We start from the raw sequence: 20,675 nt of genomic DNA, 5'->3' as shown, positions 1-20,675 counted from the left end.
TTTAGTTCTTTTAGTTGTTGTTTGAATATTCTACGGCTTCCCCAAGCAAGGTAGCACTTGTACATTCGTTTATTTGAACCATTACAAAATCTCCAATTTTGTAGTTCTCTTTAGGAAAAACAGCTACTGTATTTTGAGTAGTTCTTCCGCTCCAATGTGCATCGGATTTTTTAGAAGATTTTTCGATCAGTACTTCTACAGTTTTTCCTATAAAAGCATGGTGTCTTTGCTCGCTATGCTTACGTTGTAATTCTATGATCTCTGCAAGTCTTCTTTTCTTTATGTCTTCAGGAATATCGTCTTCCATTTTTCTTGCAGCCAAAGTTCCGGGTCTTTCAGAATAAGCAAACATAAAACCGTAATCATATTTTACATACTCCATCAGAGAAAGTGTGTCTTTGTGGTCTTCTTCTGTTTCTGTAGGAAAGCCTGTTATAATATCTTGAGATATAGCGCATTCAGGAATGACGCGTTTGATATTGTCAATGAGATCAAAATACTCTTGTCTTGTGTGTAATCTATTCATTTCCTTAAGGATGCGATCGCTACCACTTTGTATTGGTAAGTGAATATATTTGCATATATTTTTATGCTTTGCCATTACTTCTATCACATCTAGAGTCATATCTTGAGGGTTTGATGTAGTAAAGCGAAGGCGTAATTTTGGATGTTTTTCTGCAACCATATCCAATAATTTTGCAAAATTAACAGCAGTTGCTTTTTGAAAATCATTGGCTTTATCAAAATCTTTTTTTAATCCACCACCATACCATAGATAGCTATCAACATTTTGCCCTAATAGTGTAATTTCTTTAAAGTTTTTATTTGCCAGATCATCGATTTCTTTGAGAATACTTTGGGGGTCACGACTACGCTCTCTACCTCTTGTAAAAGGTACTACGCAAAATGTACACATATTATCACACCCTCTGGTTATAGATACAAATGCTGAGACACCATTACTTTGTAATCTAACAGGTGATATATCGCCATACGTTTCTTCTTTGGATAGTATTACATTTACAGCATTGCGACCGGCATCTACTTCTTCAATAAGATTAGGTAAATCTTTATAAGCATCAGGACCTACTACAAGATCAACGATTTTTTCTTCTTCTAAAAATTTACTCTTTAGTCTTTCTGCCATACAACCAAGAACACCAACCTTCATAGATGGGTTGATCTTTTTTACAGCATTGTATTTTTCTAATCTTTTTCTAACGGTTTGTTCGGCTTTTTCACGAATAGAACAAGTGTTAACCAGAACGAGATCAGCGTCTTCAAGGTTTTGTGTAGTATTAAAGCCTTCTTTGGCTAAAATAGAAGCTACAATCTCGCTATCGCTAAAATTCATCTGGCAACCATAACTCTCTATAAAAAGCTTACGTGAATTTTCTTCTTTTTGATCTAAAATAAGAGGCTGTCCTTGTATATTTTCATCAATAATCTTCTCCATAATAATAATTCCTTATCGATCAGGGTTCAAATAATATGCAAAGATACTTTTAAATACGGTTTGTGACAAAGTGTCAGGACTTTATTTTCAAAAAAATATATATTTGATTTCTTTTAATTTACTATAAATATGACTGAAAATACACTTGATGATAGAATAGAAAACAGTAAGCCAGTTGATTTTGGCTCTGTTTTTACTAATGGGATAGAGCTTTTTAAAAAAGTTTGGTTGCAAGGATTTGTGCACTTATTACTCAATTTATTATTATTACTTCCTCTCTTTATTATTATGTATATACCAATGTTGCTCATGGCGGGAATAGGAGGTTATCAAGATTATGAGTATGGTAGTTCTGATGGTCCCGAAGGTGTTATGGCGTTTGTAGTAATGTGCTTACTTATTATTTTGATTATTCTTGCATCTATTGGGGCAATAATGGTTCAGTTTGGAATGACTGCTCATTTTTACAGAGTTTGCAAACAGGTTGATTTAGGTCTAGAGGAAACCTCGACGTATTTTATGTTCTTCAAAAAAAAATATTTAAAGAAAGTTATTATCCTATCTCTTGCCAAGTTTGGAATTTCTATCGTGGCAGTGATGCTGTGCTACCTTCCTCTTTTTTATGTTATGGTGCCGCTACATCTATTAGGTGTTATTTTTGCTTTTAATCCGGAGATGAACCCTAGTGATCTTGTCAAAGCAAGTTTTAAATTTGGTAATAAAGTTTGGGGGATGACATTTCTCTTGATTCTTATTGCTTCTTCATTAGCACAATTAGGGGTACTAGCTTGTTTTATAGGAATATTTTTTACGGCTTCCTTTATATACATGCCTATTTATTTTATTTATAAGGAGTCTTTGGGTTTTGATCAAGAAGATGAGCGTGAAGAGATGAAATTATTGAGCTAAAATATTTATCAATTTAATTGACAATAGTATTTTTTTGTGCTAATTTTTTAATAAAAAATCTCGATATCAATTTTTTGATATACTTTTGCTATAGAAATAAAAAGGATTATGGCTAAGAATTTAGTGATTGTAGAGTCGCCGGCCAAGGCTAAAACAATAGAAAAATTTCTTGGAAAAGAGTATACAGTTGCCTCCAGTTTTGGGCATATCGCAGATTTGCCTTCAAAAGAGCTCGGGGTAGATGTTGATGGAGATTTTAAACCAAAATATATTGTTTCTAAAGATAAGAAAGATGTAGTCAAGAAACTTAAAGATCTTTCTAAGAAAGCAGAGATGGTATGGCTAGCTAGTGATGAGGATCGAGAAGGAGAGGCTATTGCATGGCATTTGGCAGAAACATTAAAATTGGATAAAAAAAGAACGAGGCGTATTGTTTTTCATGAAATCACCAAAAATGCAATTTTAAAGGCGATTGAGAATCCTAGAACAATTGACTACAATCTTGTTAATGCACAACAAGCTAGAAGGGTTTTGGATAGACTTGTAGGGTATGAACTTTCACCTGTGCTTTGGAGAAAGGTAAAAGGGGGATTGTCTGCCGGGAGAGTACAATCTGTATCAGTTCGATTAATCGTAGAGAGAGAAAGAGATATCATCAATTTTACGCCAAAAGCTTCGTATAGAATTGATGCAGAATTTTCTAATGAAGCAGGAAAATCTTTTAAGGCAAAGCTTGCTAAAAACTTTAATACAAAAGAAGAAGCAGAATCTTTTTTGAAGGATAATGTTGGGGCAGCATTCAAAGTCGCAGATCTTACTACTAAACCTGCGAAAAAATCACCAGCTCCTCCATTCACAACTTCGACGTTACAACAAGAAGCATCAAGAAAATTATATTTTTCGGTTGCCAAGACGATGAATATGGCTCAGCGATTGTATGAAGCAGGGTTGATCACATATATGAGAACAGATAGTGTTAACTTATCTGTAGAAGCTCAAAATGGAGCTAAAAAAGAAATTGATTCAGCGTATGGGAATGAATTTAGTCATCCCAGGCAATATAAAGGTAAATCCAAAGGAGCACAAGAGGCTCACGAAGCGATACGGCCAACAGATTTTTCGAGGCATACAGTAAATGTAGAACCAGATCAGCAGCGTTTATACGAGTTGATATGGAAAAGAGCTATCGCTTCTCAAATGAGTGATGCAAAGCTAGAAAGAACTAATGTGAAAATAGAAGCCAATACTCACAAAGAGCAATTTACTGCTAATGGAGAAGTGATCAAATTTGAAGGCTTTTTGAAAGTATATTTAGAAGGAAATGATGATGAAGATGAAGAGCAAGAAGGAATTCTTCCGGCAATGAAAGTTCAGGAATCATTATACAACAATTATATTTCTGCTACAGAAAGATTCACTAGACCTCCGAGTCGATTTACAGAAGCCTCTTTGGTTAAAAAACTTGAAGAATTGGGTATTGGTAGGCCGTCTACATATGCTCCTACAATTTCTACCATTCAAAATAGGAATTATGTAGAGAAAGGAAGTAAAGAAGGTGAGCCAAGGGCATATGTGCAAATGATACTTTCTGGCGATCGTATAAATGAAAAGAAATTATCAGAAAAAGTAGGAAGTGATAAAGGAAAATTAATTCCTACCGATGTAGGGATGGTTGTTAATGATTTTCTTGTAAATCATTTCTCTTCTATTCTTGATTATAATTTTACAGCAAAAGTAGAGCAGGATTTTGATGAAATAGCCGAAGGTCAAGAGGACTGGACGGAGGTGATGAAAGAATTTTATGAAGAATTTCATCCTAGAGTAGAAGATGTAGCTCAAAACGCAGATAGAGAAGTAGGAGAGCGTATTCTCGGTGAAGATCCTGCAACAGGAAAAGTAGTTAGTGTGAGGCTTGGTAAGTTTGGACCTATGGTTCAGATAGGAACAGCAGATGACGAAGATAAACCCAAGTTTGCAAGTTTGCCACCAGGTCAAACACTTAGTGGAATTACTTTTGAAGAAGCAATGAGTCTTTTTCAATTGCCAAAAGAGCTGGGAGAATATAAAGGAGAAACCATAATTGTGAACAATGGTCGGTTTGGTCCTTATGTACGCTTTGGAGAAAAATTTGTGTCACTAGAAAAAGGAGAAGATCCTTTGAGTACCAGTTTGGATAGAGCAATAGAGTTGATAGATGCCAAAGAAAAAGCAGACGCTCCTATATATACATATGAGAACCTTCCTGTGCAAAAAGGGAAAGGGCGATTTGGTCCTTTTATCAAATGGAACGGGATGTTTATCAATGTAAATAAAAAATATGATTTTGAAAACCTTTCTGAACAAGATATTATCACTTTAATAGAGGATAAAAAACAAAAAGAAATAGATAAGGTTATCCATAATTGGGAAGAAGAAGGTATTCGTGTAGAAAAAGCAAGATGGGGTAGAAGTAATATTATAAAAGGTAAAACCAAAATCGAATTACCTAAGACAGTAGATGCTACTAAGTTGACACTTGATAAAGTAAAAGACTTAATCGAGAAAAATGCTCCAAAGAAAAAGGCTGCTGCAAAAAAGAAAACTACAAAAAAGACAACTAAAAAGAAATAAGCTGTTATATGTCTTTCGAATTTCTTGTACCAGTAAGTGACTTGGTTACTGCTCATGCCGAACTCTTACCCGATCATACTCTTGGAAAACAAATCAAGTTGCATACGAAGGAAAGAGGGATTCCGGATTTAAAAAAAGTGGATATCGTTCTATTAGGAGTTCGAGAGAATAGAAATGATATTGATTTTTTAGGAGAGAATCTTGAGTTTGATACGATTCGTAAGTCTTTTTACGAGTTATGCCCAGGCAACTGGAGTACTAATATTGTAGATATAGGAGATATAGTAGCAGGAAACGAAGTAAAGGATACGTATTACTTATTGCAAGAAGTTTTAGCTACACTTTTGCAAAAAAACATCATACCCATAATTATAGGAGGGAGTCAAGATTTGGTTTATGCGCAATATAGATCATTTGATATTTTAGAGCGTATGGTAAATCTAGTGAATATAGATAGCAAATTTGATCTTGGTGATTCTTCAGAGTCAATTACTAATACTTCATTTGTAAGCAAGATTATTGTTGAGCAACCCTATAATCTTTTTAATTACAGTAATATTGGATATCAAACCTATTTTAACACTCAAGAAGAAATCGATCTTATAGAAAAGCTATATTTTGATGCATACCGATTAGGTGAGGTGATTTCTGATATCACAATTGTAGAGCCTATAATGAGAGATGCGGATATTGTATCCTTGGATTTAGGAGCAATGAGTAGTAGTAGTTTGAATGGAGCTACAATTTCTCCAAATGGATTTGATGGAAGAGAGATTTGCGCTATCTCCCGATATGCAGGTATAAGTGATAAGGTAAAAAGTTTTGGGGTATATGAATTCAAGAACTCTAAAAATGAAGAAATGTCGGCGATGTTAATCGCTCAAATTTTCTGGTATTTTATAGAAGGAGTGAATTATAGGTCTCATGAACTTGATGTAAAAGAGCTAAAAAGCACTTTGCATTATAGTGTGCCGATAGATGATGAGATTTTGTCTTTTTATAAAAGTGGAATGACAGGCAGATGGTGGATCGAAATACCATTTGTGATGTCTGGTAATAATAAATTAAAAAGACATACGTTATTACCTTGCACATACGAAGATTATGAGCGAGCCTGTAATCAAGAAATACCCGAAAGATGGTATAAGGCTAAACGAAAAAACGAAGTTTAACATATTTATTAGGCGGATTTAAGGTTTTTTTTGGAAAAAAATTGTTTTTCTGAAAATAAATAAATAGGTTTACGTCCTTAAATCTAGAAGATCTTAACCTAAAACACGTTATGAAGAAATTTGTATCACTCTTTGCTATTTTAGCGATGCTCTACAGTTGTGGTGGAAGCGGAAACCGCGGAGAATTAGTAGGAGCTAAAGGAAAGAAATGGCATCCACAAAAACCTTATGGAATGGCCCTTATCCCCGGAGGATCATTTATTATGGGTAAGTCTGATGATGATAAAGCCGCATTAGCAAACGCACCAACTAGAATGGTGACAGTACGTTCTTTTTATATGGACGAGACTGAAATCACGAATAGTGAGTACAGACAGTTTGTAAATTGGGTGCGTGACTCTACAATCAGAATGAGATTAGCAATAATGGCTGATGAACTAGGAAAAACACCTGGTGATGACGGAATCGGAGAATATGCATTCTTAGATGCAGATACCGAAAATATGACTGTTTACGAAAAGTATATGTACGATAACTACAGCGGTACAGGAGAAACAGGTTACGAAGGAAGAAAGCTTAATAAAGACATAGATATCGTTTGGGATGTAGATGATTATCCAGACGAGTTTTATGCAGAAGTGATGGATACTATGTATATTCCTTTAGAAGAATCATATAATGGTAGACGTACTCTAGATGTTAGTAAATATCAATTCAGATTTACATGGATGGATATTCAATCTGCTGCTAGAGCTAAGAAAGGTAGAAGAAAAGACTTCGTAAAAGAAGAAGTTATCGAAGTTTATCCTGATACTACTGTATGGATTAAAGATTTTAACTACTCTTATAACGAACCAATGCACAACGATTATTTCTGGCATAGTGCTTATGATGATTATCCTGTTGTAGGTGTTTCATGGGAACAAGCTAAAGCCTTTTGTCGTTGGAGAACTATAGAAAAAAATACATTTCAAAAAAGAAAGAGTAAAGAATTTGTAAACTATTTTAGACTTCCTACAGAAGCAGAATGGGAATATGCAGCAAGAGGAGGCCTCGAATCTGCTACATATCCTTGGGGTGGTCCTTATGCATTAAATGATAGAGGGTGCTTTTTGGCAAACTTTAAACCTTTAAGAGGTAATTATGCTGCGGATAACTTCTTGTATACTGTAGAAGCTAAAACATTTGAGCCAAACGATTATAACTTATACAATATGGCAGGAAACGTTTCTGAGTGGGTACAATCCTCTTATGATCCTGCTGCATATGAGTATGTATCATCAATGAACCCTAACGTTAATGATAATGAAAATAAACGTAAAGTTGTGCGTGGAGGTTCATGGAAAGATGTTGCTTATTTCCTACAGGTAAGCACGAGAGATTACGAATACTCAGATTCAGCTAGAAGTTATATCGGATTCAGAACTGTTCAGGACTATATGGGTACTGATGTTACTGGAGAAGATAATACTCAGAATCAAAAATAAGTCCCAAAATTTTCTATCAACTTAATTACTAACCCTTTTTTAAAAACTTTAGATTTAAAAAACAAAACAAATTTATTATGGCAAATTCAAAAGCAAGCAAGAAGTTAATGAACATGGTATACGGTCTAGGAGCAGCCGTTGTAATATTAGGTGCACTTTTTAAAATTATGCACTGGCCATTTGGTAACGAAATGCTTATTGTTGGTCTTATTACAGAAGCATTAGTATTTACAGTTTCTGCATTCGAACCAGTAGACGATGAATTAGATTGGTCTTTGGTATATCCAGAACTTGCTGGAGGTAGCAAAAGAGATAAAAAAGAAAAAGAAGCAAAAGATCCAGAAGGTATGTTGTCTAAGAAATTAGACGAAATGCTTAAAGAAGCTAGAGTAGACGCAGGTCTTATGAGTAGCTTAGGAGATAGTATTCGTAACTTTGAAGGAGCTGCAAAAAATATTTCTCCTACTGTAGATGCGATTGCTGGTCAGAAAAAATATAGCGAAGAGCTTACACATGCTGCTGCTCAATTAGAATCTTTAAATAGTCTATACAAAGTTCAATTAGAATCTTCAGCTCGTCAAGCAGAAGCTAATCAAGCTATTGCAGATAATGCTGCTAAATTGAAAGACCAGATGGAAAGCCTAGCAAGTAACCTTTCTTCACTTAACGGTGTGTATGGTGGTATGTTAACAGCAATGAACAGAGGTTAACATTTTTGATTATATAATTAATTAGTAACTACCAAAACTAAGAAGAATATGGCAGGAGGAAAATTATCCCCAAGGCAGAAGATGATTAACCTGATGTATTTGGTTTTCATCGCGATGATGGCACTTAATATGTCAAAAGAAGTTTTATCAGCTTTCGGCTTGATGAACGAAAAACTTACTCAGTCTAACACTATTTCTACAGAGAGAAATAATGCTTTTATGGCAGGTCTTGCAGAAAAAGTTAGCGAGCAACCAGAAAAATATACTCCATTAAAAGAGAAAGCAGATCAAATTAGTGCGCTTTCAAATGATTTTAATGCTTATGTAGAGCAATTAAAAGCAGAATTATTAGAGACAGCTGATGATCCTACAGATTATGAAACTATGGATAAGCCAGATGCTCTTAATACTAAATTCTTTGAAGGAGGAAAATTATCTGCATCGGCTACAGAATTTTTAGAAAAAATATCTACTTATAGAGAAGGTGTAGTAACTGCTATACGTTCTGTAAAAGAAGTAGATGGTCAAGTGGCAAATGATGTAGAAACTACTTTTGATACAAAAGATGTAAAAGATAGATCAGGAGTAACCAAAAATTGGTTGAACTATAATTTTGAAGGATTTCCTTTAGTAGCATCTATTACAAAGCTGACTCAAATGCAAGCTGATGTAAAAACTACAGAAAGTAAAGTACTTTCGGCTTTATTAGCTGGTCAACAAGCATCAGAACTTTCTTTTAGTAATTATGAAGCTATTGTTGTTGCTGATAAAACAGCATTCTTTAGTGGAGAGAGCTTTAAAGGAAGAATTGTTCTTGGACGTTTTGACGCTACTTTAAAACCAACAAAAGTATTGGTTAATGGTAAAGAGCAAACGGATGTTCAGAATGGTCAAATCATGCTTGATTTTCCTGCTGGAAATGTAGGAGAAAGAGATGTGGCAGGAGAGCTTGAGTTTAAGGAAGGTGATTCAATTGTAAAAATCCCAATCAAAAGTTCTTATACAGTAATACCAAGACCAAATTCTGCTGTAATTTCTGCAGACAAGATGAATGTGGTTTATCGTGGTGTAAACAACCCAATGACTATTTCTATTCCTGGAGTACCAAATGTAAATGCTTCAGCGCCTGGACTTAGAAAATCAGGTGGAGCAGGAAAATATGTTATGAATGTAACTACTGTAAGAGCTCGTGAAGTTAGTATTAAAGTAAGTGGAAAACTTGCTAACGGTACTACTGTAAGTGATAGTAAGAAATTTAGAATCAAAGACATTCCAAGACCAGTAGGTACTGTTCGAGGAGAGGATGGTTCTATAAAAATGGCAAGAAATGCTCTAGGTATTTCTTCTATTGGAGCAATATTACCTGACTTTGATTTTGATATAAAATTAAAAGTAACAGGATTTAAATTTAAAGTAGAAGGACAGCCTACAGTAAGTGTTGGTGGAGGAAGACTTAATGCTAAAGCTAAGTCTGCTCTTAAGAAAGCAAAAAGAGGTTCTTCTGTTCAGATTATTGATATTAAAGCACAGTTAGCTACAAATTCAGGATATAAATTAAAGAAAATTTCTCCTGTAATTGTTGAGCTAACAAATTAAAAATAAACCTTAGAAGTTATGAATTTGAGAAATTTTATATTAACCGTTTTTGGTCTGTTGATTTCTGTAATAACCTTTGGACAAGCTAATATTCTAAATGCTGATAATCCAGATGATATCGGAAAGAAAACAGAAGAGCAGATTCTTAATGACAATGACCGTCCGCTTGAATATGGTTATGTAGATAAACGTGATGTGCTTTGGGCGAAGACTACATGGGAGATTATTGATCTAGATGAAAGAATCAACTTTCCTTTGTACTACCCAATAGATACATTTAATATTGGTGCAAACCGTCGTTCTTTGTATGATGTATTAGTGTCAAATATTAAAAACGGTAAAATTAAAAATATCTATTCAGATTCATATTTTACTGAAACTCGTACATTTCAAGATCTTGAATCAACAATGTCTAAGATAGATACAACAGATTTAGGATATGAGCAGTACAATGCCGGAGAAGAAGTAGATCCTCAATATATTAATAGGAGAGATATTACTTCAGCTGATATTGCAGCTTATAGAATAAGAGGATATTGGTATTTTGATAAGAGACAAGGAGAATTAAGATACAGACTTTTGGGTATAGCACCTGTAGCTCCAGATGTTAACTTTATCGATGATGATGAGCCAGATATGGTTCCTTTATTTTGGATTTGGTATCCGGATGTGAGAGAAATTCTCCATAATGCTATGGCTTTCAATAGGAAAAATACTTCTATGCCATTTACATATGATCATATTCTTAATGCTCGAAGGTTTAATTCTGTTATTTATAAAGAAGATAACATACAAGGTGACCGGGAGATTAAAGATTATGTCGTAGATAATGCATTAATGCAGCTTCTCGAGAGTGAACGTATAAAAGAGAGTATCAGGAACTTCGAAATGGATATGTGGAGTTACTAATATAACTTTATAAGAATATTATATATAAAACGTCTGGGCTAACCCAGACGTTTTGTTATTTTTAAAACATGTTAGATTATATCATTGTTGGGCTAGGATTATCCGGATTGGCTTTTGTAGATAAAATTGCCAATGAAAACAAATCATATGTAGTATTTGAAGATTTTACTCAAAAATCATCAAGAGTAGCAGGAGGACTTTGTAATCCTTTGGTTTTAAAACGTTTTACAGTGGCTTGGCAGGCAAATGAACAAATGAAAATAGCTGTACCGTTTTATCAAAAAATTCAAAATAAAATTGGTAAAGATGTAGTTTTGGATCTTCCGATTTTAAGAAGGTTCAATTCTGTTGAAGAGCAAAACACATGGTTTGAAGCTTGCGATAAACCAATTCTTAATGATTTCCTTTATCCAGAATTGATTCGTAACTCTAATGAAGCTTTGGATATCCCTTTTCATTATGGAAGAGTAAAGCATACAAGAAAAATTGATTTGGCAATACTGCTTTCTTCATATCTTGAAGACCTCGATCAAAAAGGTAATTTAATTAAAGATTCTTTTGAGCATGATAAATTACTTCATCATAATGAATGTGTAGAGTATAAAAATATTAAAGCAAAACATATTGTTTTTTGTGAGGGTTTTGGGGTTCATAAAAATCCATTTTTTAACTATCTTCCTATTTATGGTAATAAGGGAGAATATATTATCATAAAATCAGAAAGACTTCAACTAAAAGAAATACTTAAATCATCTGTGTTTATTATACCTGTTGCAGATGACCTTTATAAAGTGGGGGCTACTTATAATAATAAGGATATTTCAGATAACCCTACAAATAGTGCAAAAGAAGAACTTGTCAATAAATTAAAAAAAGTAATAAAAGTACCTTTTGAAGTTGTTGATCAAGTATCAGGTATACGTCCTGCTGTAAAGGATAGAAGACCTATCCTAGGAACACACCCTTCTTATAAAAATATTCATATTTTGAATGGGATGGGAAGCAGAGGTATACTGGCAGCACCCGTTATGGCTAGAGCATTATATAATCACATAGAAAAAAAATATCAACTGCCTGTAGAAGTGAGTTTACATCGTTTTGATAAAGCTTTTGAACTATCAGAAAATAAATAAATATTCTTTGAATCTTATAAAGTAGCGTCTGTATACATACTTTTTTAATAATGATAATCTATCGTAGAGTTTGCTTGCTTGTCATAATTAAGAAATGAAAAAGCTTCTTTTGTAGAATGGTAAAATTGATCATCTTTGCAAAAAAATAAACGCATATGTTGAATATACATAACTTGTCAATTTCTTTTGGAGGAGAGTTTCTTTTTGAAGAAATAAGTTTTAGACTTAATGCAGGTGATCGTGTTGGTTTAATAGGAAAAAATGGTGCTGGAAAATCAACAATGCTTAGAATTTTGTCTAAAGAGCAAGAGCCGGATACGGGTCAAATAGCGATGGATAAGGAGGTTAAAATTGGCTTTCTGAAACAAGATATTGATTTTGTACAAGGACGTACAGTTCTAGAAGAAGCATATGAAGCTTTTATCGAAATTAAAAGTGCAGAGCGTAAAATAGACGATATCAATGCGCAGCTTGCAGAACGAACAGATTATGAAAGTGAAAGCTATAACGAACTTATAACACAATTAAGTGATCTTACGCAGCATTATGAAGTTCTGGGAGGATATAATTATCAAGGTGAGACAGAAAGGGTTTTACAAGGATTAGGTTTTGCGAGAGAAGATTTTGAAAAAGTAACAGATACCTTCTCTGGAGGATGGAGAATGCGGATTGAACTGGCGAAACTATTATTACAGAATAATGATGTCTTATTGTTGGATGAGCCAACAAACCATCTGGATATAGAGTCTATTATCTGGTTAGAAATGTTTCTGAAAAATTATTCTGGAGCCGTAGTTATAGTATCGCACGATAAGATGTTTTTGGATAATGTAACCAATAGAACTATAGAGATTTCACTAGGACGCATATACGATTATAACAAACCATATTCAAAATATCTTGTGCTTCGTAAAGAGATACGAGAACAACAACTTGCAGCACAGAAAAATCAATCAAAACAGATAGAGCAAACCGAAAAGCTGATCGAGAAATTCAGAGCTAAGGCTTCTAAAGCTTCTATGGCGCAATCACTGATCAAAAAATTAGATAAAATTGACCGTATCGAAGTAGATGAAGATGATAATGCAGTCATGAATGTAAACTTTCCAGTAAGTATTCAGCCCGGTAAGGTAGTTATTGAGGCTTCCAAAGTAGGAAAGTCTTATGGTGAAAAAGATGTTCTTCAGGATATTAATCTATTAGTAGAACGCGGGTCTAAAATTGCTTTTGTAGGTCAGAATGGTCAAGGTAAAACCACTTTAGCAAAAATTATTATTGATGAGATTTCTCATTTAGGAGATCTCAAATTAGGGCATAACGTAGAGATAGGATACTTTGCACAAAATCAATCAGAATATCTAGATGGCGATATAAGCATACATGAAACAATGATCAATGCCGCCAACGAAAAGAATAGGAGCAAAGTTAGAGACATGTTGGGTGCATTCTTATTTAGAGGGGACGAGGTTGATAAAAAAGTAAAAGTACTTTCTGGAGGAGAGCGTAATAGATTAGCTTTGTGTAAACTTCTTCTAGAACCTTTTAACGTTTTGGTTATGGATGAGCCTACAAATCATTTAGATATAAAATCTAAAAATGTATTGAAAGAAGCTTTACAACGTTTTGAAGGGACTTTAATTTTGGTGTCTCACGATAGAGATTTTTTACAAGGGCTCACCAATACAGTTTATGAGTTTAAAAATAAAAACATAAAAGAATATCTCGGTGATATTGATTTTTATCTTGAACAGCGCAAAGTAAGTGATCTAAGAGATATAGAAAAAAGAGATCAGCAGGCCAAAGAAACATCTACGGCAAAAACAACTGCAAAACAATCATACGAAGATCAAAAAAAGCTGAAATCGCTTAATAATAGACTGAGCAATATAGAATCTAAAATCAATAAACTCGAAAGAGAAATCAAAGAGATTGATGTAGAGTTAGCCATAAATTATGATCAAACCATAGCGCAACCTAATTTTTTTGATAACTATCAAGCTAAAAAAGAAATGCTTTCTTCTCTTATGGAAGATTGGGAAAACCTGCAAGAAAAAATAGACGGATTAACCAAAACTTAATTTTTACATATTTCTTAATAGAATAAAAAATAATTAGAGATTTCGTAATCGTTAGCAGTTAATTTTTAGAAAGATATATTTTTACTTTTGTTACTTTAAAGTTACCTAAATAACAGTATGTTACTTTTGTGATATTTTTATTGTTTGTTGTAAGTTCAACTAGATTTTTATAAATATTTTTGTGTCTTGGTAAATTAAATAATAGCACTTATGAGTGAAATAAAAGCCATAGATTTAAACGCACATGCATTATCGTGGGTTGGCAAAATTCATTATGACTTTGGTTTTTTGGTACAAAAAGCATTTCATAATAGTGGATTGGACTTATCTAAAGAACAATGGAGTGTTCTAAAGCGTTTAAATGTAAATGACGGTCAGCCTCAAAATGATTTAGCATTTATAACGCACCGAGACAAAACATCTATGACTAGATTAATAAATACAATGGAGAGTAAAAATCTAGTGGTTCGTAAAAATGATGAAAATGATAGAAGAGTTAATCGTATTTTTCTCACAGATTATGGAAAAGAGGTAATAGAAAAGGTACAGCCAATCATGTATGATCTAATACCAGCAGTACAAGAAAGCCTTAGCGAAGAAGAAATAGAAACCTTGATTACAACACTCAAAAAGATAAAACTGAAGATCGCCGATATAGCTGAAGAGTAAAAAAGATATATATATAAGATAAAGAAAACACCTAATGATGGGTGTTTTTTTGTTTTTGTAGTAACCTTATGAGCTATTTTATTTTTTATGAGTTCTTTAACTCCACCATAGTATTGATGTTGATAGTTTTGTGAAGCCTTTCTCCTCCAAGGTCTAAACAAAATTGCTTTATGAGAAATATTATACTATCTATATTAGGAGTATTATTGATTATCGGTGCTATTTTTGGCGCCAAGATGATTATTGACAGTAAGACAAGGCCAAAACCGAGACCTGCAAAAGTGGTCAAGACTGTTTTTGTTGATACTGTACAAAACACTACTATACCTATACGTATAGGAGCCAATGGAAATTTGATAGCAAAAAGAAGACTTGAATTATTTTCTGAAGTTCAAGGTATTTTTCAAGGAGGGACAAAACTTTTTAAAACAGGACAAAAATATAGAAAAGGGCAGTCTTTAATAAGAATAGATGCTTCAGAATATTTTGCTAGTGTTCAATCTGCAAAAAGTGAATTATATAATCAAATTACTGCTATCATGCCTGATTTACGTCTAGATTATCCAGAAGTATATGATAAATGGCAAACATATCTTGGTAGCTTTGATATGAATAAATCAACACCAAAGCTTCCGGAAACCACTTCAGATAAAGAAAAATACTTTATTACAGGAAGAAACATTTATACATCATATTACAATGTGAAAAATTTGGAGCAACGCTTGGCAAAGTATACTATATATGCTCCTTTTGATGGAGTACTTACTGAAGCTTTAGTAAATGAAGGAACACTAATACGGCAAGGTCAAAAATTAGGAGAATTTATTGATACCGATAGCTATGAAATGGAAGTGGCAGTAGGAAAAGAATATGGAGATTTATTGCAAATAGGAAAATCAGTAGAACTTACAAACCTTGATAAAACTAAAATATTTACAGGTGTTGTAACCAGAATAAATGGAAGAGTTGATCAATCTACACAAACGATAACTGCTTTTATAGAGATTAATGAATCTTCTTTAAGAGAAGGGATGTATCTAGAAGCAAATCTTGATGCAAAAAAAGAAGAAAATGCTATAGAGATTGATAGACGTTTGCTGGAAGAAGGAAATAAAATCTTTATCGTTAAAGATAGTATTCTTGATATTGTAGACGTAAGCCCTGTTCATTTTTCAGACAAAAAAGTAGTTATAAAAGGAATACCTGACGGAAAATTAATTCTTAATAAACCTGTTCCCGGAGCTTACGCAGGAATGTTGGTAAAGATATTTCAAGAAAAAGAATCAAAGACTTCTTCAGATAGTAACAGTATTAGTACCAATATAAAATAAAAAATATGCGAAAGATAATTTCTTATTTTATCAGGTATCATGTAGCTGTAAATGTTGTTGTAATTGCTTTTTTTGCATTTGGTATATTTGGAGCATTATCACTTAAGTCTTCCTTTTTTCCGCTTACAGATTCAAAAAATATAAATATTAATGTTACCTATCCCGGAGCATCACCACTAGAGATAGAAGAAGGTGTAATCCTTAAAATAGAAGATAACCTAAAGGGGTTAGAAGGAGTAGAGCGAGTTACATCGACTTCGAGAGAAAATAGCGGTAATATTAACGTCGAAATTGAAAAAGGGAAAGACATAGACTTTATGTTACTCGAAGTGAAAAATGCTGTTGATCGAGTACCTACATTTCCGACAGGAATGGAACCAATTGTTGTGGCTAAACAAGAGGCAATACGTCCAACAATTAATTTTGCAGTAAGTGGTAGAGATATTCCTTTAGTAACATTAAAACAAATAGCTAGACAAATAGAAAATGACCTTCGCGGTATAGATGGGATTTCGCAAATTACCATTAGTGGATATCCAGATGAAGAAATAGAGATTGCTGTAAACGAGAATAGTTTACTTGCCTTTGATCTAGGTTTCAGTCAGGTTGCTCAAGCAGTAAGTCAAGCTAATATCCTCACTACAGGAGGAACAATAAAAACAGATGCAGAAGAATATTTGATTCGAGCAAATAATAGGTCTTATTACGGTAACGAATTATCAAATCTAGTTATTAGGGCAGATGCTTCTGGAAGAGTCATTCGACTTAAGGATGTAGCAGAAATAAGAGATCGTTTTTCAGAAACTCCAAATGCAACCTATTTTAATGGTGATTTGGCAGTTAATGTAGAGATTACTAGTACCAATACAGAAGACCTTATTTCTTCAGCAGAAAAAGCAAAAGAGTATATAGAAGCCTTCAACCAAAAGTATAATAATGTTGAGCTCAATGTAATTAGTGATCGGTCGATAACACTTGTACAGCGTACCAAATTGCTTACTGAAAATGCGATTATAGGAATGTTGTTGGTGCTTACTTTTCTCTCTTTGTTTCTAAACACGCGATTAGCATTTTGGGTTGCTTTTGGATTACCGGTAGCCTTTTTGGGAATGTTTATTTTTGCAGGCTCTTTTAATGTTACAATTAATGTACTTTCCTTATTTGGGATGATCATCGTGATTGGTATTTTGGTAGACGATGGAATTGTAATAGCAGAAAATATATATCAACATTATGAAAGAGGAAAAAGTCCTGTTCAGGCAGCGATAGATGGTACTATGGAGGTAATTCCTCCTATTGTTTCTGCTATTCTAACAACAATATTAGCTTTTGGAATTTTCTTATTTCTAGATGGTCGGATAGGAGACTTTTTTGGAGAAGTATCTGTAATTGTAGTGCTTACTTTGGTTGTTTCTTTGGTAGAAGCATTGATTATTCTCCCTGCTCATTTAGCACATTCTAAAGCGTTAAAACCACAAGATAAAAAACCAAAAGGCGGGATTGCTCGGGTATTTGCTAAACTAAGGAATATTAATGCTTTTGGAGATCGCATTATGGTTTGGTTAAGAAATAATCTATATAGTCCCATTTTAAGATTTGCATTAAAAAATAAGTTTTTTATGTTCTCAATCTTTTTAGTTTTTCTTGTATTGAGTATAGGTACTATAGGAGGTGGTATAGTAAGAACTGCTTTTTTTCCTCGTATTGCAAGTGATGTAGTATCCATCGATTTAGGAATGCCTAATGGTACCAATGAAAGAGTTACAGATTCTATTATTTCTATGATAGAAGAAAAGGCATTGATCGTAAATAAGGAGTTGACAGAAGAATTTTTGAAAGGTCAAGAAGAGTATCAGGATAAAGAATTATTTGAAAATGTGATAAGAAGTATCAATACATCTTCTAATGCCTCTTTAAGGATCAATCTTTTACCTGGAGAAGAGCGTCCAAATGCTATCAGCTCAGGTCTTGTAGCTAATCGTATTAGAGAAAAAGTAGGACCTGTTTTTGGCACAGAACGGTTAATTTTTGGTTCTGGGGGTAATTTTGGAGGTAGTCCTGTCTCGGTTTCTTTACTAGGAAATAATATACAAGAGCTTAAAGCTGCAAAAAAAGAACTTAAGGAGATTCTTGATAATGATTCAAGATTAAAAGATGTGGCAGATAATGATCCAGAAGGAATTAAAGAAATACGTTTAGAGCTAAAAGAAAATGCTTATGCGTTAGGACTCAATCTTAGAGATGTTATGACTCAGGTACGAGCAGGTTTTTTTGGAGTCCAGGCCCAAAGATTTCAAAGAGGGCAAGACGAGATTCGTGTTTGGGTTCGCTATGACAGAGACAATCGTTCTTCAATTTTGGATTTGGATAATATGAGAATAGCTACTTCTGGGGGAGCAAGAATACCTTTGAACGAAATAGCAAATTATAGTATTGAACGAGGTGATGTGGCAGTAAATCACTTAGATAGTAGAAGAGAAGTACAAATATCTGCAGATATTAAAGACCCTGAAACTATAAGTTCTACAGACATTCTTAATGAAATTAGAAATTCTATTATGCCAGAAATTATTTCTAAATACCCTACAGTAACCCCATCGTATGAAGGACAAAATAGAGAAGCTGGTAAATTTTTAGATTCGTTAGGCCCGGTAGGCCTTACAGCACTTGCTTTGATTTATATTACAATTGCCTTTACATTTAGAAGTTACAGTCAACCATTATTATTGTTATTACTAATTCCTTTAAGTCTTCCGGCAGTTGCTTTAGGGCATTGGATACATGGATTTCCTATAAATATATTGTCTTTGCTAGGTATAATAGCATTAATCGGTATTATGGTTAACGATGGTTTGGTACTAATAGGAAAGTTTAATAGTAATCTGCGAGAGGGGATGAATTTTAATGATGCTATTTATGAAGCAGGAAGATCTCGTTTTAGAGCTATTTTTCTTACTTCTCTAACAACTATTGCTGGTTTAGCACCTTTGATTTTTGAAGAAAGTCGACAAGCAAAATTTTTAATTCCTATGGCAATATCGATTGCATATGGTATTGGTTTTGCCACTGTCCTCACATTATTAGCACTTCCTCTGTTTTTATCATTTAGTAATAATATAAAAGTAGGAACAAAATGGCTAGTTACCGGTAATAAGATTACAAAAGAAGAAGTAGAGAGAGCAATTAAAGAACAAAAAGAAGAACATGAACAGCAACCTGAATTGCAAGCCTAATTATTTTATATTGACATTGCAGTTGCTTCTGCTTTTTATTTCGGGTCAGATGTATTCCCAGAAATTGACCAAAAATGAAGCAATCCGGTTAACTTTAGAAAATAATTTCGGAATATTAGTTGCAACCAACAATATAGAAATAGCCAAAAATAATAAGCATTTGCTAAACTCCGGATACCTACCTTCTTTAACAACAAATGCAGGGGCAGAGTATCAATCTGCTACTTCTAACACAGGGTTTCAAGGTGCTGTAAACCCTGACACTGGAGAACCCAGGCCTGATATTAGAATAGAAGGAGCAGAAACACAAAGGTACAATGCTTCACTGAGCTTAGATTATACTTTATTTGATGGCTTAGGTAGATATTATAATTATAGACGACTAAAAGAGCAATATAACCTTACAGGGTTACAAGCTAGAGAGACTATAGAAAATACTATTTTACAGCTTTTTACTGTATACTATGAAATAGCAAGACTTTCAGAAAACATAGGGATTTTAGATAAACAGTTGCGCATTTCTAGAGAACGTGTATTGAGGTCGAATTATCAATTTGAATATGGGCAGAATACAAAACTGAATGTATTAAATGCACAAGTAGATGTAGCTAACGATAGTATTAACTTATTAAACACAAAACAGCAATTAATAAATACAAAGAGAGACCTTAATGTCATTCTGGCCAATGACCTTGAAGAAAGATTTGAAGTCGATACCATCATTAACTTTATCCCTAAACTTATGTTGGATCAATATTTAGAAAAATCAAACGAGAATAATGTTACTCTTTTACAAAATGAAAGTAATATTCGTATTAGCGAATATGATATTAAAGTAAATAAATCGGGCTATTTGCCTACTGTTGGATTGACAGGTTCATATGGTTGGAACGAAAATAGAAATCCTCCTTCTGCTTTTTTTCCAGGTAATGTGGCAGATACATATACTTTACGAGGTGGGGTCACACTAACATGGAATCTTTTTGATGGTGGAAGTACAATAACTAGAGTGAAAAATTCTAAGATTGCTTTAGATAACCAGGAAATCACAAAAAATCAAGTGATAAAAGAGGTAGAAAGAGATATCGCTAATGCATTGGGGAATTATCAAAATAGATTAGAGGTTTATAAAATTCAACAGCAAAATGTAATTACTAACGAAAATAATTTTGAACGTTCTCAAGAACGGTTTAAGTTAGGCCAAATTACCTCGATTGAGTTTCGCCAAGCACAAATAAATCTTATTTCGGCTCAGACAAATAAAAATTTAGCAAAATATGATGCTAAAATAGCGGAACTACAATTGCTTCAACTTACAGGACAGTTGCTTAATATAGACTTTTAATATAGATAAATAGATATACTTATTTTTGATTTAAAAA

General features: G+C 33.5%; 14 protein-coding genes. 13 read left to right on the top strand and 1 reads right to left on the bottom strand.

The features are described from left to right. Window positions 1–10: 10 nt before the first annotated feature. The gene (miaB, locus tag FHK87_RS06240; protein ID WP_140591576.1) at window positions 11–1,456 is read right to left on the bottom strand and encodes a tRNA (N6-isopentenyl adenosine(37)-C2)-methylthiotransferase MiaB; all 1,446 of its coding nucleotides are present in this window, start codon (window positions 1,454–1,456) and stop codon (window positions 11–13) included. Between the two features lie 129 nt (window positions 1,457–1,585). Between miaB and FHK87_RS06235 the strand changes: the two genes are divergently transcribed. The 13 genes from FHK87_RS06235 (at window position 1,586) to FHK87_RS06175 (ending at window position 20,638) form a co-directional block, all read left to right on the top strand. Then, complete coding sequence (locus FHK87_RS06235) at window positions 1,586–2,365, top strand: hypothetical protein (protein WP_140591572.1); 780 nt, start codon at window positions 1,586–1,588, stop codon at window positions 2,363–2,365. Window positions 2,366–2,473: 108 nt separating this feature from the next. Further along, on the top strand, window positions 2,474–4,975 hold the full coding sequence (topA, locus tag FHK87_RS06230; protein WP_140591568.1) for a type I DNA topoisomerase: 2,502 nt from the start codon (window positions 2,474–2,476) through the stop codon (window positions 4,973–4,975). Between the two features lie 8 nt (window positions 4,976–4,983). Next, window positions 4,984–6,147, top strand: a complete 1,164-nt coding sequence (locus FHK87_RS06225) for a formimidoylglutamase (protein WP_140591564.1) — start codon at window positions 4,984–4,986, stop codon at window positions 6,145–6,147. A 110-nt stretch (window positions 6,148–6,257) separates the two neighbouring features. Further along, window positions 6,258–7,634 (top strand): T9SS ring complex lipoprotein PorK/GldK, encoded by a 1,377-nt coding sequence (gene porK / locus FHK87_RS06220; protein WP_140591559.1) that lies wholly within the window; start codon window positions 6,258–6,260, stop codon window positions 7,632–7,634. Window positions 7,635–7,711: 77 nt separating this feature from the next. Further along, window positions 7,712–8,344, top strand: a complete 633-nt coding sequence (gene porL / locus FHK87_RS06215; RefSeq protein ID WP_140591555.1) for a type IX secretion system motor protein PorL/GldL — start codon at window positions 7,712–7,714, stop codon at window positions 8,342–8,344. 48 nt (window positions 8,345–8,392) lie between these two features. Further along, a complete protein-coding gene (gene porM, locus FHK87_RS06210) occupies window positions 8,393–9,940 on the top strand; it encodes a type IX secretion system motor protein PorM/GldM (protein ID WP_140591550.1) in 1,548 nt (515 codons plus the stop codon). 18 nt (window positions 9,941–9,958) lie between these two features. Continuing rightward, window positions 9,959–10,849 (top strand): type IX secretion system ring subunit PorN/GldN, encoded by an 891-nt coding sequence (porN, locus tag FHK87_RS06205; RefSeq protein WP_140591545.1) that lies wholly within the window; start codon window positions 9,959–9,961, stop codon window positions 10,847–10,849. 68 nt (window positions 10,850–10,917) lie between these two features. After that, on the top strand, window positions 10,918–11,982 hold the full coding sequence (locus FHK87_RS06200; RefSeq protein ID WP_140591541.1) for an NAD(P)/FAD-dependent oxidoreductase: 1,065 nt from the start codon (window positions 10,918–10,920) through the stop codon (window positions 11,980–11,982). 155 nt (window positions 11,983–12,137) lie between these two features. Beyond that, a complete protein-coding gene (locus FHK87_RS06195; protein ID WP_140591536.1) occupies window positions 12,138–14,060 on the top strand; it encodes an ABC-F family ATP-binding cassette domain-containing protein in 1,923 nt (640 codons plus the stop codon). 210 nt (window positions 14,061–14,270) lie between these two features. Next, window positions 14,271–14,729: a MarR family winged helix-turn-helix transcriptional regulator gene (locus tag FHK87_RS06190; protein WP_140591531.1), complete on the top strand. Its 459-nt coding sequence runs from the start codon at window positions 14,271–14,273 to the stop codon at window positions 14,727–14,729. Between the two features lie 170 nt (window positions 14,730–14,899). Next, complete coding sequence (locus FHK87_RS06185) at window positions 14,900–16,060, top strand: efflux RND transporter periplasmic adaptor subunit (RefSeq protein ID WP_140591526.1); 1,161 nt, start codon at window positions 14,900–14,902, stop codon at window positions 16,058–16,060. A 5-nt stretch (window positions 16,061–16,065) separates the two neighbouring features. Next, window positions 16,066–19,293: an efflux RND transporter permease subunit gene (locus FHK87_RS06180; RefSeq protein ID WP_140591522.1), complete on the top strand. Its 3,228-nt coding sequence runs from the start codon at window positions 16,066–16,068 to the stop codon at window positions 19,291–19,293. Beyond that, window positions 19,265–20,638 carry a TolC family protein gene (locus FHK87_RS06175; protein WP_394344916.1) on the top strand — a complete coding sequence of 458 codons (1,374 nt, stop codon included), beginning with the start codon at window positions 19,265–19,267 and terminating at the stop codon, window positions 20,636–20,638. The genes FHK87_RS06180 and FHK87_RS06175 overlap by 29 nt, the downstream gene beginning before the upstream one ends. Window positions 20,639–20,675 lie beyond the last annotated feature (37 nt).

The sequence above is a fragment of the Aquimarina algicola genome (assembly GCF_006443095.1).
GTDB classification, from domain to species: domain Bacteria; phylum Bacteroidota; class Bacteroidia; order Flavobacteriales; family Flavobacteriaceae; genus Aquimarina; species Aquimarina algicola.
Note: the sequence above shows the minus strand (reverse complement) of the source record. Positions and strands in the feature narration are given on the sequence as shown.

What these genes read in the sequence shown, in the direction of transcription:
- FHK87_RS06200 (WP_140591541.1), top strand. Translation starts at nt 10,918, where the DNA reads ATGTTAGATTATATCATTGTTGGGCTAGGATTATCCGGATTGGCTTTT.
- FHK87_RS06185 (WP_140591526.1), top strand. Translation starts at nt 14,900, where the DNA reads ATGAGAAATATTATACTATCTATATTAGGAGTATTATTGATTATCGGT.
- FHK87_RS06225 (WP_140591564.1), top strand. Translation starts at nt 4,984, where the DNA reads ATGTCTTTCGAATTTCTTGTACCAGTAAGTGACTTGGTTACTGCTCAT.
- miaB (WP_140591576.1), bottom strand. Translation starts at nt 1,456, where the DNA reads ATGGAGAAGATTATTGATGAAAATATACAAGGACAGCCTCTTATTTTA.
- FHK87_RS06195 (WP_140591536.1), top strand. Translation starts at nt 12,138, where the DNA reads ATGTTGAATATACATAACTTGTCAATTTCTTTTGGAGGAGAGTTTCTT.
- porK (WP_140591559.1), top strand. Translation starts at nt 6,258, where the DNA reads ATGAAGAAATTTGTATCACTCTTTGCTATTTTAGCGATGCTCTACAGT.
- porM (WP_140591550.1), top strand. Translation starts at nt 8,393, where the DNA reads ATGGCAGGAGGAAAATTATCCCCAAGGCAGAAGATGATTAACCTGATG.
- FHK87_RS06190 (WP_140591531.1), top strand. Translation starts at nt 14,271, where the DNA reads ATGAGTGAAATAAAAGCCATAGATTTAAACGCACATGCATTATCGTGG.
- FHK87_RS06235 (WP_140591572.1), top strand. Translation starts at nt 1,586, where the DNA reads ATGACTGAAAATACACTTGATGATAGAATAGAAAACAGTAAGCCAGTT.
- porN (WP_140591545.1), top strand. Translation starts at nt 9,959, where the DNA reads ATGAATTTGAGAAATTTTATATTAACCGTTTTTGGTCTGTTGATTTCT.
- porL (WP_140591555.1), top strand. Translation starts at nt 7,712, where the DNA reads ATGGCAAATTCAAAAGCAAGCAAGAAGTTAATGAACATGGTATACGGT.
- FHK87_RS06180 (WP_140591522.1), top strand. Translation starts at nt 16,066, where the DNA reads ATGCGAAAGATAATTTCTTATTTTATCAGGTATCATGTAGCTGTAAAT.
- topA (WP_140591568.1), top strand. Translation starts at nt 2,474, where the DNA reads ATGGCTAAGAATTTAGTGATTGTAGAGTCGCCGGCCAAGGCTAAAACA.
- FHK87_RS06175 (WP_394344916.1), top strand. Translation starts at nt 19,265, where the DNA reads ATGAACAGCAACCTGAATTGCAAGCCTAATTATTTTATATTGACATTG.